The organism is Brevibacterium mcbrellneri ATCC 49030 (assembly GCF_000178455.1).
Lineage (GTDB): Bacteria > Actinomycetota > Actinomycetes > Actinomycetales > Brevibacteriaceae > Brevibacterium > Brevibacterium mcbrellneri.
The window spans coordinates 16707-30756 of record NZ_ADNU01000022.1; the positions used below are offsets into that span (position 1 = coordinate 16707).

Here is a 14050-nt window from a genome sequence, read left to right on the forward strand (position 1 = left end):
ACCGGGCGCCGCTAACACCACACCGCAGAAACCGCCCACGTGTTCGCGCCAGCAAACACATGCAGAAGCCCAATGATTCCTGCGAAGAGGAAGATCCGTCCGGCTTTTTCCACAGTTTTCCTTTCAAACTTGTGCCCGCGTGACCGCGCATGAAGAAGCGCTGTACTTTAGGCAAAGCCAGCCTGCTTCTTCTGCTTGTTACGCCCCACCAACCACAGGATGAGTCCCAGGATGGTCAGCCCAGCAAAACCAAAGCCACCAAAGACTCCAATAAGAATGGATCCTGTTAAACCAAAGATGGACCCAATCCCTACCGGAGGCCCCACCATAAGCTGTTCATCGCTCAGCGCTCCACCACACGTGACGGTGTATTTCCCCGCAGTTTTCGCTTCGAACGAACCGGCGTAGTGCCACTTTTCATCCGAACCACTGGACCAATACCCTGACGAACCACCCTTGTACATGGCTTCGCCACCAGGCCCTTCGACCGTGCAATCTGTCGACACTGAAGCCGCTGCCCCAGATGACCGCGCGTAGACCGTGAGGTTCGACTCGCCATCGTGATCAATACTCGTCGTTGCACTGAACCTCTTGAGACTGTCAGTCGTTGAGGCGATCTTGCCAAAACTGAACACGCCCATGAGGATCGCACCACCAAGCACAAGCACGAATCCAATAATTCCTACGAAGAAGATGATCTTTCCGGCCAAGCGCATTCCATGTCCTTTCGGTAGTGCTCCGGTTCTACTGTACGGGCACATGAAAAGATGGGGCCATGAGTTTCGGTTCCGGGTTCGACACATACACGCGGGTGAGCTATTCGGTCGCCAGCCGCGTGATCCGTGGCTATTCCACGTCTTTCTCATTAGCCACCTCGGCATTGAAAAACCCAGACCGCGACCGCATCCGCGCCCTATACGCAATCGTGCGCATCACCGATGAGATCGTCGACGGCGCAGCCCCCGCGCCTCCACAGGATCAGCTCACCCTGGTGAACGACTTTCAGGACCGCCTCGAGTCCGCAACACGCACCGGCTTCTCCACAGACATGCCGGTTCACGCGTTCGCCCACACCGCCCGGCAGTGCGGCATCACCCGCGAACTGTGGGCCCCGTTCTTTGACGCCATGCGTTCTGACATCGCAGGTCAGCCACCCTTGGATTTGGACGCGTATATTCATGGGTCCGCCGAGGTCGTTGGCCTCATGTGCGTCCGGATATTTTTCCGCGGGGCACCTCCAGCATCGCTACAGGTGGAAGAAGGTGCGCGGGCGTTGGGTAACGCGTTCCAGCGGATTAATTTCCTGCGCGACTACGGGCATGACGCCCGCGTGCTCAACCGCACCTATGTGGCTCAAGAACTCACTGACCAGGTGAAACGCGAAGAGATCGCGCGCATCCGGCAGAAACTCGCGGTGGCCCGCCCCGCAATTGACTTACTCCCCGGTCGCGCCCGTTTGGGCGTGCTCATCGCACACGACCTTTTCGCTGAACTCACCGACCGCATCGAACAAGTGCCCGCCAGCGAACTCATGCGCACGCGCATCTCAGTCCCGCCTACCAAAAAAGCGGCGCTGGCCGCGAAAGCGATGAGCCAGGCGACACCTCGGCGGGAGCGGGCACATGAGTGAGACTGTGGTCATTGGTGGCGGGGTTGCCGGGCTGGCGAGCGCAATCCTGGCTGCTGACCGGGGGCATCAGGTCACGCTCCTGGAGATGAATCCGCAGGTGGGTGGCCGCGCTGGGCTACATGAAGTGGCCGGGTTCGTGTTTGATACCGGCCCCAGTTGGTATCTCATGCCGCAGGTGTTTGAGCGGTTTTTTGCCTCGGTGGGTGAGGACATGCACCTTGACTTGGTCACGCTGGACCCGGGTTACCGGGTGTGCGACCGAGGTCTCCTGGATTCCGCGCCCCAACTCACCGTGGATGTTCCGCACGGCTACGCGGGCGTGCGCGCGCTGTTTGAGCGGTTGGAGCCGGGCGTGGGTCCGGCTTTGGATGCCTACGTTGAGTCCGCGCGCGATACCCATGACTTAGCGCTTGAACACTTCCTCTACACCCGGTTTTCGTCGTTGCGGGAGTTCGTGTCACCCCAGGTGGCAAGGCATGCCCACCGGTTGCCGAGGTTCCTGGCCTCCCCGCTGGACACGATGGTTTCGCACACCGTGACCCACCCGCTTTTGCGCCAGATTTTGGGGTATCCGGCAGTGTTCTTGGGGACCGAACCGCGCCGCGCCCCCTCGCTTTTTCACCTCATGAGTTATCTGGACGTGGTGGACGGCGTGCGGTACCCCCGCGGCGGCATGTATGAAATTGTGCGTGCGCTCACTCGCCTGGCCAGGGCCCGCGGGGTGGATATTCGCACGTCAACCCAGGTGGTCTCGCTTTCGTTGGAAGGCCGCACCATCGCCGAGGTGGTCGCCAGGACCGTGCCGAATACCACCTCGGGCGGGGCTGGGCTGGAGGTTTTCCCGGCTGAGAACGTGATCGCGGCGTGCGATCTCCACCACCTGGATACCGCGCTCTTGCCACCCGGTAGGCGCACTCGAAGCGTCCGCGGCTGGGGCAGGCGCGACCCGGGAATTGGCGCTGTGACGCTGCTTTTGGGCGTGGACCGCAAACTGGATGCGTTAGAGCATCACAATCTGTTTTTCACGCGCGACTGGGACGCGAACTTCGATCAGATTTTTGTTGATGGGCGGTTGCCGGAGCCGGCCTCGGCGTATGTGTGTGCGCCCAGTCGCACGGACGACACGGTGGCGCCGCCGGGGTGTGAAAACCTGTTCGTGCTCATCCCCGCACCGGCGAGCGCACACCTCACGGGCGCCAGGCTGGGTGATTATGCCAGCCGGGTGATCGAGTCGCTTGGTGAACGGGTGGGTGTGCCGCACCTGCAGTCGCACTTGCTGGTGAAGAAGGTGACGGGCCCCGGGGACTTCACCACGCAGTTCAACGCGTGGCGAGGAACAGCGCTGGGGCCTGCGAACACGCTGTTCCAGTCGGCGATGTTCCGGTACCCCGTGCGCGCACCGCACGTGGACAACCTAGTTCACGCTGGCGCGTTCGCAGCCCCCGGGGTTGGCCTGCCCATGTGTCTGATCAGCGCGCACAACGCGGTGGAGGCGCTGTGAGCTGGGCATATCTGGGCTTCCTGCTGTTTTCCATTGCTGGTATGGCGATCCTGGATGCACGATTTAAGCTCTTTTGGTTCGCACACCCTGGCCGGGCCGCCGTGGTGCACGCGGCAGGGTTTTTCAGCCTGTTGGCGTGGGATTTCGTGGGCATTGGCGCAGGTGTTTTCCACCGAGGCGACTCCCCCTACATGACCGGGCTGAACCTGGCCCCGCACTTGCCTGTCGAAGAACTGTTCTTCTTGTTTTTCTTGTGCTGGCTCACCATGAACCTCTACGGTTTAGCAAAGTTGGTGGCCCGGCGATGACGTACACCCTGTTCAACCTGTTCTTCCTCATTCCCGCGGCCGCGCTCCTGATACTGGCCAGGGCACGCACCCCAGGCTTCTCGCGGACCGGTTTTTGGGTGTGCCTGGTGGGGTTGGTGATCCTCACGGTCATCTTCGACAACCTCATGATCGCCGCGGGCCTGTTCTTCTACGCCAATGAACACACCCTTGGGATCCGCCTTGGCCTCATGCCGGTCGAAGACCTGGCCTACGTGGTGTTCACCGCGCTGGCGCTACCCGCCCTGTGGGAGTTGCTGGGCACAGGTGGCGACCGCGCAAGCACCCCCAACAGCACCACAGCCCACCACGACCGGAAGGACTCATAGTGCGCACGCTGCTCGAGGTCAGCCGCCCGATTTCGTGGATCAACACCGCTTTCCCGTTCGGCGCCGCGTACGTATTGGCCGGCGGGGCCTTAGGGCTGGACCTGTGGTTGGGGTGCCTGTTCTTCTTAATCCCGTACAACCTAGTGATGTACGGGGTCAACGACGTGTTCGACTACGCCTCCGATGTCCACAACCCGCGCAAAGGCGGAGTCGAAGGCGCGCTCGCCGACCCTGCAAGGCACCGTTTCATCCTGGCCTCAGCAACTTTGAGCGCCCTGCCGTTCGTTGCGTATTTCCTGGTCAGGTCCGTGATAGTGGGCCTGGGCCCGGGGAACTGGTGGGCGCTGGGCGTGTTCGCGTTGAGCATGTTCGCGGTGGTCGCGTATTCGGTGGCGGGCCTGCGGTTTAAAGAGGTCCCATTCCTGGACTCGCTCACCTCGTCTACCCACTTTTCGTCCCCCGCATGGTTTGGTCTGGCGCTGGTGGGGTCCACCCCCACCGCCGAGGTCGTTCTCATCTTGGTTGCTTTCTTCCTGTGGGGATGTGCCAGCCATGCGTTCGGCGCGGTTCAAGACGTGGTACCTGACCGTGAGGGAGGTTTAGCCTCTATTGCCACTGTGTTGGGGGCTCGTGCCACGGTCCGGTTAGCGGTTGTGCTCTACGTTGTGGCTGGTGGGCTGGTGTTGTTCACGCCGTTCCCCGTCTGGTTGGGCGCGCTACTCGCCGTTCCGTACATTGCGAACACGGGACGGTTTTGGCAGATCACTGATACCACCTCGGGGGCGGCCAATGCGGGCTGGAAGCTGTTCATTCCACTCAACTACGCCGTGGGATTTTTCGTCACCATGCTCATGATCTGGAGCAGTATGGTGAGAGCATGAGGATTCACATTGTTGCTCTTGGTGGGACCATCGCGTCAACGGCCAGCGACTCTGGCGGGGTCGCGCCCAGTGCAACCGCGCAGGCGATCGTCGAAACGGCTCGGATCGATACGCTCCCGTTCCCTGTTGACGTCACATATGAGCAGGTGGCGCAGGTGGGGTCCGGGTCCATCACGCTGGACCACGTGAGCCAGGTTGTCGAATCGGCTAAGAAAGCGCGCGAAGAAGGCGCCACGGCGGTCGTTCTCACGCAGGGCACTGACACGTTGGAAGAGACCACGTTCGCGCTGTCGCTCATGAACGATTCGGGTATTCCCATCGTGACCACCGGCGCGATGCGTAACCCCACGCTTCCCGGCACTGATGGCCCGGCGAACGTGCGTTCGGCCATCATCACGGCAGCCGACCCGCGCATTCAGATGCTGCCCGCTGTTCTCGTTTTCGCAGACGAGGTGCACGATCCGTCGCTCGTACGCAAAACTCACACCACCTCGGTCTCCACATTTTCTTCCGGCCCTGGGGCGGGCCCGCTGGGCTGGGTGAGCGAAGACCGCCTGGTGTTCCTGCACATGCCCGCCACCCTGCCGGGCACGCTCACTCGCGAAGCCTCGGCTCAAAAAGCGCAGGTGGCACTCGTGGAAGTCACGCTGGACGACTCGCTGGCCTACGTCGACTTCCTCAAACAGGCCGGATACAGTGCAGCCGTGCTCGCGGGTGTGGGTGGCGGGCACGTTCCTGTCAACGTGCTTGAGCGGGTCACGGCGCTCGCCTCACAAATGCCGGTGGTGTACTGCGCGCGCACCGGCGCGGGGCGCACTTTGGAAGCGACCTACGGATACCCCGGGGCGGAACTCGATTTGCAGGCCGCGGGGATGATTCCAGCCGGCTGGTTGGACGCTCGCAAAGCCCGGATTCTCACCATTCTGGCGCTAGAGTCGGGTACAAAAATTGAGGACGTATTTAGCTACTTCAGACAGTAGTTTTTAGCTGCCCTTAGCGGATTCTTTACACCCCGGAATTTCGGTTTACCATGACTCTCATGGAACCAATTCGAGCGCGTCTAAATGACTGCATTTCACAGATGCCACCGTCCCCTATTCGGGAACTGTTTAAGATCGCGCACGACCCGGCCATCATTAGTTTCGCCGGTGGGCACCCAGACGAAAAGCTCTTCGACGTTGAAGGGCTCAAGGCCGCTTACACGCACGTGTTCGACACGCAAGGTGGGCGTGCCATGCAGTACGGTGTCACAGACGGGGAATGGGAACTTCGCCAAGCCGCAGCGCAGCGGATTCGCGGAACCGGGATCAGTGCAGAAGCGAGCAACGTCCTGATCACCTCGGGCTCCCAGCAGGGAATCTCCCTGCTGGCTCACACCCTGTTTAACCCGGGTGATGTTCTCTTGTGCGAAAACCCCACGTTCATGTCTGCCCTGCAGGCGTTTGGGATGCACGGGATCGAATTCGTTGCGATCGACACCGACGAAGGTGGCTTAGTACCCGAAGCCCTTGAAGCGGCGATCCAGTACTACCGCCCCAAAGCGCTATACACGATCCCCACGTTTCAAAACCCCACCGGGATCACCATGCCTGCCTCCAGGCGCGAACAGATTGCACAGGTGCTGTCTGAGTCGGACATGTGGCTCATCGAGGACGACCCGTATTCGGAGCTACGGTTCACCGAGGAGCGCATGCAGCCCATCAGTGCAGACCCCCGGGTTGCGGACCGCGCGTTCTACCTGGGGTCCTTGTCCAAGGTGCTGTCGCCCGGAGTGCGCATCGGGTGGATCCACGGGCCCGACGAAATCCTGGAACGCGTCACGGTGACCAAGCAGGGTACCGTCATCCAGTCCTCGACCATTGACCAGCTTGCAGTCGCGCACTACTTGGAGACGACTAACCTGGACAAAAAACTGGAACCGGTACGTGAAACCTACCGCCAACGCATGCGCACCCAGGTCGATGCTCTGAACCAGGTGCTGCCGGCTGGCTCATACATTGCCGAACCCTCAGGTGGCATGTTCGTGTGGGTGTACCTACCGGAGCGCTATGACACGTCTGAACTGGTGTACAAAGCGATTGACGCTGGCGTCATCTTTGTGCCGGGCGCACCGTTCTACATGGAGAACCCCAACCACCAGTCCATGCGCTTGACGTTCGTTTCTGCGGAACCGGACGTCATTGAAGAAGGCGTGCGCAGACTCGGCACGATCTTCTGATCCGGCTTGCGCGACTGCAGCCCGGGGCTGAGAAGCCCCGGGCCGACTGTCTGCTACATTCTTCTTCGCGGACTCAGTCGCCCACCTCAGCTGGCCTTTGCGCGGGCACCCAGGGTCGAGCCGGCGGAGGCCGTCACTACCAGCACGATCGCCAGCACTGCCACGACGCTGAGGCTCTGCCCCAGGATGAGCCACCCCACCAGGGCAGCAAAGACCGGCTCGAGGCTCAGCAGCACTCCAAAGACCGACTTGGGGATCCTGCACATCGCCATGAACTGCAAGCTGTAGGGGACCGCCAAGGACAGCAGCCCGCTGCCCAAGCAGAAGAGGAGGAGCATGGGGTCGTCGACGATGAAATGGGCCGACTGCACTCCGAAGGGCATGAGGCAGACAGTGCCGATGACGAGAGCCCCGGCGATGCCGCCCGTGCCCGGCACCCGCTGGGCGACCCACGAGCCGCACAGGATGTAAAGGGCCCAGCAGAAGGCCGCGACGAGGACGAACCCCACACCCAGAGGATCGAGCCGGGTGTCGCCGCTGAAGTCGTCGAAGAAGAAGAGGCTGATGCCTCCCAGGGCGAGAGCGATCCACCCGAAGTCCCGGAGCTTACGCGACAGGATGCCGGCCAGGAGCAGCGGGCCTAAGAACTCCAAACTGACCGCAATGCCCATGGGCAGCCGGTCGATCGCCAGGTAGAAGAACGCGTTCATGCATGAGAGCACCGCCCCGAAGCAGACGACGGACAGCCACTGCTTCCCGTCCCAGGTCCAGAACTTGGGCCGGAAGAGAGCCACGACGACGAGCGCGGCGAAGGCGAAGCGGAACGAGGTCGTCCCCAGCGGCCCCATGACGGGGAATACGGACACGGCCAAGGCGGCGCCGAACTGGAGCGACAGGCACGAGCCGATCATGAGCATCACACCGGTTCCCACCTCGGGGTGGACGGCGGCAGGAGTGCTCTGCGACGGTTCGTGCGACGTGACGACGGGAACCATGCCGGTATCGGGACTTTGGACAGTCAACAGAGTCTCCTTCATGGGTTGCGGACAGGTGCTCTGAAGTCAATTCTGGGGGCAACCATAGCTTCACGTCTACTAACTCTTTCTACCCAATAGAGTTAAGATAGTCTTAATTATTGAGTGCGGCCGGCACCGCCTGTCTCGGCCGCACAGATCCGCATTCGAACGTGGGAGACCATGATCAACCTCCACCGCCTCCGCATCCTCATGGAGCTCCAGCGGCAGGGCACGCTGGCAGAGGTCGCCGCAGAGCTCGGCTACACGCCTTCGGCCATCTCCCAGCAGCTCAACGCACTCGAACGGGAAGTGGGCACTCGGCTGCTCGAGCGGGTCGGCCGCAACGTCAGGCTCACAGACGCGGCGGTCACGCTGACCCGTCACGGCGCCGCGATCTTCGCCGCCGTCGACGAAGCGGAATCGGACCTCGCGAGCCTGCAGGGGCCGGTCCAGGGTTCCGTGCGGGTCGCCTCCTTCAGCTCGGTGCTGCTCTCGCTCGCCCCACAGGCGCTCACCCATCTGTCAAGCAGCTTCCCGGATCTCGAGGTTCAGCTCATCCAGAGGGAGGTCGACGAAGCGCAGGAAGGGCTGCTCTCCCACGCCTTCGACCTAGTGCTGGGCGAGGAATTCCCCGGCGAGCCCATGCCCTCGCCTGCAGGCCTGCAGCGTGAGGACCTCTACTCCGATCCTCTGCGCCTCGTCGCTCCCACCAGCATCGACGGGCTGCCGGAGCCTGAGCACCTGAGTGAGTTCCACGAGGTTCCGTGGTCGGCCGAGCCCAAGGACTCCCGCATGGGCCGCTGGGTGTCCCGGCTCCACGGGCGCGCTAATATCGCCCCGCGGATCATCTGCGAGACCCTCGACCCGCTGCTCCTCGTGCAGATGGCTCGCACCGGGCAGTCAGTCTCGATCATCCCCGGCGTCCTGGGCGCCGAATACCTGTCCGGGGTCGCGCTCTTCGACCTGCCGGGCAATCCTACGCGCAACCTCTACACCGAGGTGCGAGCCGGCCGGGACCGGCACCCCGCCCTGGTCGCGGTGCGCGAGGCGTTCGCGCATGCCGCTGACCAGTTCCGAACTCACCCGTCGACGGGGGCACTGGCATGGTGAGGCTGCTCATCGACACGAATGTCCTCGTCTCCGACGCCCTGTGGTGCTCGCTGCTGACCGTGCGGGAGATCGCCGGAAGCCGGGAGGGCGCGGCCATCGAGCTGTGCACGACGACCGAGGCGCTCGATGAGCTCCGCTATGTCGTCAAGCGGGTCCTCGGTCGGCGCCCGCCGCCTGTCCTCGCCGGAGTCGTGCGCCACCGCCGAGCCACAGCGACTGTGCTCGACACCGCCGAGCTGCCCTCAGCGCTGAAGGCCGAGCGCCGTTCCTTCGTCCGCGACCCGGACGATGCCTTCCTCGACACGGCCTGCCGCGGTTTCGGGCTCGACATGCTCGTGACTAATGATGTTCAGGCATTCGGTCAGATGACCGATGAGGAGCGCGGATACCGGATCAGCAACGCGGAGTCATGCCTCCTGGAACTCTGGTCGCAGTTGGTTGCCCGCACTGGCCCTCCAACCGAGGTCGTCGGCGCCCGCAGTCCGGGCTTACCCACCGCCGGCGACTTCGTCACCATCTGGGAGCGGATCTACCGGGAGTACTGCGAAGAGATCAGCCTGGAGCCGGAGGGCCGACCGATCTTCGACCAGCTGCGCCGGGCCCGCGCAGGCCGCTTCGCGAGCTCACTCAAGGCACAGTCCCAGAACCTCAGCATTCGACAACGTTGACCGCCAGACCTCCCATCGCGGTTTCTTTGTACTTGTGGCTCATGTCTTCACCGGTGGACCACATGGTTTCGATCACTTCGTCGAGGCTCACGCGGTGCGTCCCGTCGCCCCACATCGCCATCTTGGCTGCGTTAATCGCCTTGCCTGCGGCAATCGCGTTGGTAGTTTGAGTTTCCCCTACCTCCGTGAGCTCTGAGAGGTCTTCACCCAGGACTGTGGTTCCGGCGAGGTGGTCGTGGGTTTCGTGGATGACGTCCGGGGTGTGGAGTTCACCACCGATGGGTTCGTTTTCGTCCGACTCTGCGACCACGAACCCGCCTATGGATCGGGTGCGCGTTTGAGGCCCGGCGGCAGTGGCGTAGCGGTGGGGCTGGGCTCGAGGCGAGTTACTCTACACTTCTGAGCTGTTTTGAACTTGCAGTGTAGAGTAACGGGTCGATTTTGGCCCAAAAACGTGAACAAAACGAACAAAAAGGGCGTTTACTCTACACTCCTCGAGGTAGTGTGTAGAGTAAACGCTTTCACGCACCTGCTCAATGCGAAACTTAAAATCCAGGCCAGACCCAAACAAAGTATGTTCCGCCTCACAATTTGACACACTCTTGACACTGCGCTGACAGCTACATGAAACTCGCAGAAAGCAAAGGCGAAGTGCCTGGACTCACGCTCAAGGAGGAGCATGAACAAGTTAGCGCGACCGTTTGTGATCATGGTCGAAAAGTTGTTTCCCGAATCGTTTGTCTTTGCCATTGGACTCAGCATCGTGGTCTTTTTCGCTTGTTGGGGTCTTACTGACTCCGGGCCCATGCAAATCATCGACGCGTGGGGAACTGGCTTAGCCGACCTTCTGTCATTCATGGCACAGATTTCCTTAACAGTTCTGTGCGCGCACGCACTGGCTCACACTCGCCCGGTGCGCCGGTTCCTCTCCGCACTTGGTCGCCTGCCTCGTAAAGAGTGGCAAGCGTACAGCTTGGTCGTACTTACTGCTGGTATCGGCTCGCTTTTCGCATGGGCATTTGGGCTGGTTGCAGGAGCTCTAGTGGCCCGCCAAGTGGCCATTGAAATGCGCGAAAAAGGCATCCGCGTGCACTACCCACTACTTGTGGCCAGTGCATACGCCGGATTCGTAGTGTGGCACATGGGCTACTCCGGTTCAGCACCCCTGTTCGTTGCAACTGAAGGCAACAAAATGCAGGAAGCGATTGGTGGACTGATTCCCGTATCTGAAACAATTTTCGCGCCCTGGAACGTCATCACTGCAGCCGTTACCCTGGCAGCAATCGTTGTCCTCCTGCCACTCATGCACCCTAAAGACAAGCGTGAAGAACTCATCGAAATCAACGACGAAGCGATCGCCGATTACCAAAACGAACAGGAAAAGCTAGAGTCTGAGCTCCGCGCCAACGCAACCGGAAGCGACGAAACCCAAACCACCTCGGCCGGACCCACCATTGCACAACGACTGGACGGTACTCGCATCCTTGTTCTGATCCCCGGCTTGGCGCTCTTGGTATATCTCATCAGTTACTTTGTGCAGAACGGCCTGGCGCTCAACTTGGACATTGTGAACTGGTCGTTCTTGTGTCTGGGGTTACTCATGTCACGGTCGATCCTGGAGTACATCAAACTGGTGGCCAACGCCTCGGGCTCCGTGGGGCAGCTCATCGTGCAGTACCCGTTCTACGCCGGGATCATGGGCATGATGGTGGGCACCGGGTTCATCACAGTGATCTCTGACTGGTTCACGGCAATCTCCACCCCGCTCACACTGGGCTTCTGGGCATTCCTATCTGCTGGAGTGCTTAACATGTTCGTTCCATCCGGCGGTGGGCAGTGGGCAATCCAAGGGCCCATCTTCATCGAGGCGGCGAAGAACCTGGGAGTCAACCCGTCAACCGTCGTCATGGGTGTTGCCTACGGTGACCAGTGGACCAACATGGCACAGCCGTTCTTCGCGGTACCACTGCTAGCCGTGGCCGGAATCCACGTTCGCAAAATCATGGGTTACACCATCATGGTGCTGATCCTGACGTTCTTCACGTTCGGCGGAGGGATCCTAATCGCCGGGGCGGTGGCGTAGCGGCTAGGTCATTACCTTAGGCGCCCGGGGCGAGCGCCTGTACGCCGAAACCGTTGGATCGCCCTGAATCCAGAAACGCATGGGGTCATCGGCGGCTTTGCTCACTCCCACACGCGGCCCCACGGCCACGGACTCACCTGCGCGCAACTCGCCACGCAGAAGCCGCACCTCAGAGCCACGATCACACAGATCAACCCCGGAGTGATGCATGGTCACGCCCAGCGCACGGGTCAGGTTCCCCGGCCCCCGCGCAAGGTGCGCGGCACTGACTCCAGGCCGACGCCGACTGTACGCCACCTCGGCCCCGTCAACCACCTCACCGGCCCGGATCAACACCGCCTGAGCCACACCCGCTGGGGAACACACCACATTGCAACACGTGTGCCCATGCATGGTGTACGTGTACAGGTGCCCAGCAGGCCCAAACATGACAGCGTTACGCGCAGTCGGGCCCTTGTACGCGTGAGACGCGGGATCGTCGGTGCCCGCGTACGCTTCGACTTCGGTGATCCGAACCGTCACATCTGGGGTGGCCAAAAAGCACCCGAGCAACACACGCGCACTGGTCCGCGCCTCGGGGCTGAGCCAATCGCACCCTCCCACCAGCCCGCTCCCGGCGCCACGACCGTCCGGCCCGCTCCCCGCAGTACCGCCAGACCCGTCCATCAGCATTCGACGACGTTGACCGCCAGACCACCCATCGCGGTTTCTTTGTACTTGTGGCTCATGTCTTCACCGGTGGAACGCATGGTTTCGATCACTTCGTCGAGGCTAACCCGGTGCGTCCCGTCGCCCCACATCGCCATCTTGGCCGCGTTAATCGCCTTGCCCGCAGCAATTGCGTTGCGCTCAATGCACGGCACCTGCACCAGCCCGGCGATCGGGTCGCATGTGAGCCCCAGGTTGTGCTCCATGGCGATCTCGGCCGCGTTTTCCACCTGCTCAGGGGTGCCACCCATGACCTGTGCCAACGCCCCAGCCGCCATCGACGAAGCAGAGCCAACCTCACCCTGGCAACCCACCTCGGCGCCGGAAATCGAAGCCTTCTCCTTGTACAACCCGCCAATCGCGGCCGCGGTCAGCAGGAACTCCACGATCGCGTCCGCGCGCCCCTGCGGCCCGGCGTCCACGACCCGGTCCACAAAGTGCAGTGCGTAGTACATCACGGCAGGAATGATGCCCGCCGCTCCATTGGTAGGCGCGGTCACGACCCGCCCGCCGGACGCATTCTCCTCGTTCACCGCCAGCGCGATCAGGTTGACCCACTCCTGGTAGAACTTGGGGTCGTTGTGGGGGTCTTCGGCCTTCAGCCGTAAGAACCAGTCGTGGGCGCGCCGCTTCACCTTCAGCCCGCCCGGCAGGTACCCGGTACGGTCCAGCGACGACATCGCACATTCGTCCATCACGGAGTAAATGTGCAGCAGCCCTTCGCGGATCTCCTCCTCCGTGCGCTCCTGAAGTTCGTTGGCCATTACGATCTCCCACAACGCCAGGTCATTTTCCTTGGCAATGCGCAAAAGGTCAGCTGCGGAAGAGTATTCGTACACCGGCCCCGAGGTCGTTCCCTCTGACCCCGCTCCCCCAGTTTCCGCGGTGGTGGGTTCGGAGGCCGAGGTGCCCGCGACGCCCGTTGCCGCAGCGCCGCCCGCTGCCGCCTCGGCCTCCTGAGCCTCCCCTACCTCCGTGAGCTCTGAAAGGTCTTCACCCAGGACGGTGGTTCCGGCGAGGTGGTCGTGGGTTTCGTGGATGACGTCCGGGGTGTGGAGTTCACCACCGATAGGTTCGTTTTCAACCGACTCTGCGACCACGAACCCGCCACCAACGGAGTAGTACGTTTCTTTCGCTAGTTCTTCCCCCGCGGCGTTGTACGCGGTGAGCGTCATGGCGTTGGTGTGGCGTTCAAGCACGGTGAGTGGACGTTTCACCATGTCTTCTTCTGTGAGCTTGATGTCACGCACGTCGCCAAAACGGATAGCACCCGTCTGGGCCATGCGTGCTTTGCGCTGGTCCATGTCGTTGGCTTCGATCTCTTCAGGTTTACACCCTTCGAGCCCCAGCAAGATCGCGTCGAATGTTCCGTGGCCGCGCCCCGTTGCAGCCAATGACCCAAACACATCCACGCGCAAAGAATCGAGTTCACTTACCCGGTCCCCTACCAGCTCAACGAAACTGGCGGCCGCGCGCATGGGCCCTACCGTGTGTGACGACGATGGCCCTACTCCAATTGAGAAAAGTTCAAACACACTTACTGGCATCGCTGTCCTCCCTGCTCCACGTCGATTGCAGCT

At 61.8% G+C, this 14050-nt stretch carries 14 protein-coding genes and 1 pseudogene; 10 read left to right on the top strand and 5 right to left on the bottom strand.

Going from position 1 to position 14050, the window contains the following annotated elements:
- Window positions 1-167: 167 nt before the first annotated feature.
- The gene (locus HMPREF0183_RS03830; protein WP_005882971.1) at window positions 168-716 is read right to left on the bottom strand and encodes a hypothetical protein; all 549 of its coding nucleotides are present in this window, start codon (window positions 714-716) and stop codon (window positions 168-170) included.
- Between the two features lie 59 nt (window positions 717-775).
- Between HMPREF0183_RS03830 and HMPREF0183_RS03835 the strand changes: the two genes are divergently transcribed.
- The 7 genes from HMPREF0183_RS03835 to HMPREF0183_RS03865 are packed head-to-tail and all read left to right on the top strand — an operon-like array spanning window position 776 to window position 6885.
- Window positions 776-1630: a phytoene/squalene synthase family protein gene (locus tag HMPREF0183_RS03835; protein WP_005882973.1), complete on the top strand. Its 855-nt coding sequence runs from the start codon at window positions 776-778 to the stop codon at window positions 1628-1630.
- Window positions 1623-3131 (top strand): phytoene desaturase family protein, encoded by a 1509-nt coding sequence (gene crtI / locus HMPREF0183_RS03840; RefSeq protein ID WP_005882975.1) that lies wholly within the window; start codon window positions 1623-1625, stop codon window positions 3129-3131. Before HMPREF0183_RS03835 ends, crtI begins: the two co-directional genes overlap by 8 nt.
- A complete protein-coding gene (locus HMPREF0183_RS03845) occupies window positions 3128-3439 on the top strand; it encodes a lycopene cyclase domain-containing protein (RefSeq protein ID WP_005882977.1) in 312 nt (103 codons plus the stop codon). The genes crtI and HMPREF0183_RS03845 overlap by 4 nt, the downstream gene beginning before the upstream one ends.
- Entirely contained in the window at window positions 3436-3786 is a 351-nt protein-coding gene (locus HMPREF0183_RS03850; RefSeq protein ID WP_005882979.1) for a lycopene cyclase domain-containing protein, read from the top strand. Before HMPREF0183_RS03845 ends, HMPREF0183_RS03850 begins: the two co-directional genes overlap by 4 nt.
- Window positions 3783-4667: a prenyltransferase gene (locus HMPREF0183_RS03855; RefSeq protein WP_040347984.1), complete on the top strand. Its 885-nt coding sequence runs from the start codon at window positions 3783-3785 to the stop codon at window positions 4665-4667. Before HMPREF0183_RS03850 ends, HMPREF0183_RS03855 begins: the two co-directional genes overlap by 4 nt.
- Window positions 4664-5647: an asparaginase gene (locus HMPREF0183_RS03860; RefSeq protein ID WP_005882983.1), complete on the top strand. Its 984-nt coding sequence runs from the start codon at window positions 4664-4666 to the stop codon at window positions 5645-5647. Before HMPREF0183_RS03855 ends, HMPREF0183_RS03860 begins: the two co-directional genes overlap by 4 nt.
- A gap of 59 nt (window positions 5648-5706) precedes the next feature.
- Window positions 5707-6885, top strand: coding sequence for an aminotransferase-like domain-containing protein (locus tag HMPREF0183_RS03865; RefSeq protein ID WP_245527102.1), 1179 nt, complete (start codon window positions 5707-5709; stop codon window positions 6883-6885).
- Between the two features lie 86 nt (window positions 6886-6971).
- Here HMPREF0183_RS03865 and HMPREF0183_RS03870 read toward each other — a convergent pair whose 3' ends face one another.
- On the bottom strand, window positions 6972-7907 hold the full coding sequence (locus tag HMPREF0183_RS03870; protein WP_245527103.1) for an EamA family transporter: 936 nt from the start codon (window positions 7905-7907) through the stop codon (window positions 6972-6974).
- A gap of 174 nt (window positions 7908-8081) precedes the next feature.
- Here HMPREF0183_RS03870 and HMPREF0183_RS03875 point away from each other — a divergent pair, with 174 nt between their 5' ends.
- Complete coding sequence (locus HMPREF0183_RS03875; protein ID WP_005882990.1) at window positions 8082-9011, top strand: LysR family transcriptional regulator; 930 nt, start codon at window positions 8082-8084, stop codon at window positions 9009-9011.
- On the top strand, window positions 9008-9679 hold the full coding sequence (locus tag HMPREF0183_RS03880; protein ID WP_211205313.1) for a PIN domain-containing protein: 672 nt from the start codon (window positions 9008-9010) through the stop codon (window positions 9677-9679). Before HMPREF0183_RS03875 ends, HMPREF0183_RS03880 begins: the two co-directional genes overlap by 4 nt.
- On the opposite strand, the pseudogene HMPREF0183_RS12775 reads toward HMPREF0183_RS03880, so the two are convergent.
- Window positions 9660-9839 (bottom strand): annotated as a pseudogene (locus tag HMPREF0183_RS12775) (L-serine ammonia-lyase, iron-sulfur-dependent, subunit alpha); the annotation flags it as partial. The gene HMPREF0183_RS03880 and the pseudogene HMPREF0183_RS12775 sit on opposite strands and share 20 nt — an antisense overlap.
- 519 nt (window positions 9840-10358) lie before the next feature.
- On the opposite strand from HMPREF0183_RS12775, the gene HMPREF0183_RS03890 reads away from it, so the two are divergent.
- Window positions 10359-11762: a short-chain fatty acid transporter gene (locus HMPREF0183_RS03890; RefSeq protein WP_005882996.1), complete on the top strand. Its 1404-nt coding sequence runs from the start codon at window positions 10359-10361 to the stop codon at window positions 11760-11762.
- A 3-nt stretch (window positions 11763-11765) separates the two neighbouring features.
- Here the strand turns inward: HMPREF0183_RS03890 and HMPREF0183_RS03895 are convergent, their stop codons facing one another.
- Window positions 11766-12434: a DNA-3-methyladenine glycosylase gene (locus HMPREF0183_RS03895; protein WP_005882998.1), complete on the bottom strand. Its 669-nt coding sequence runs from the start codon at window positions 12432-12434 to the stop codon at window positions 11766-11768.
- The gene (locus HMPREF0183_RS03900; protein WP_005882999.1) at window positions 12428-14017 is read right to left on the bottom strand and encodes an L-serine ammonia-lyase; all 1590 of its coding nucleotides are present in this window, start codon (window positions 14015-14017) and stop codon (window positions 12428-12430) included. The genes HMPREF0183_RS03895 and HMPREF0183_RS03900 overlap by 7 nt, the downstream gene beginning before the upstream one ends.
- Window positions 14018-14050: the final 33 nt, after the last annotated feature.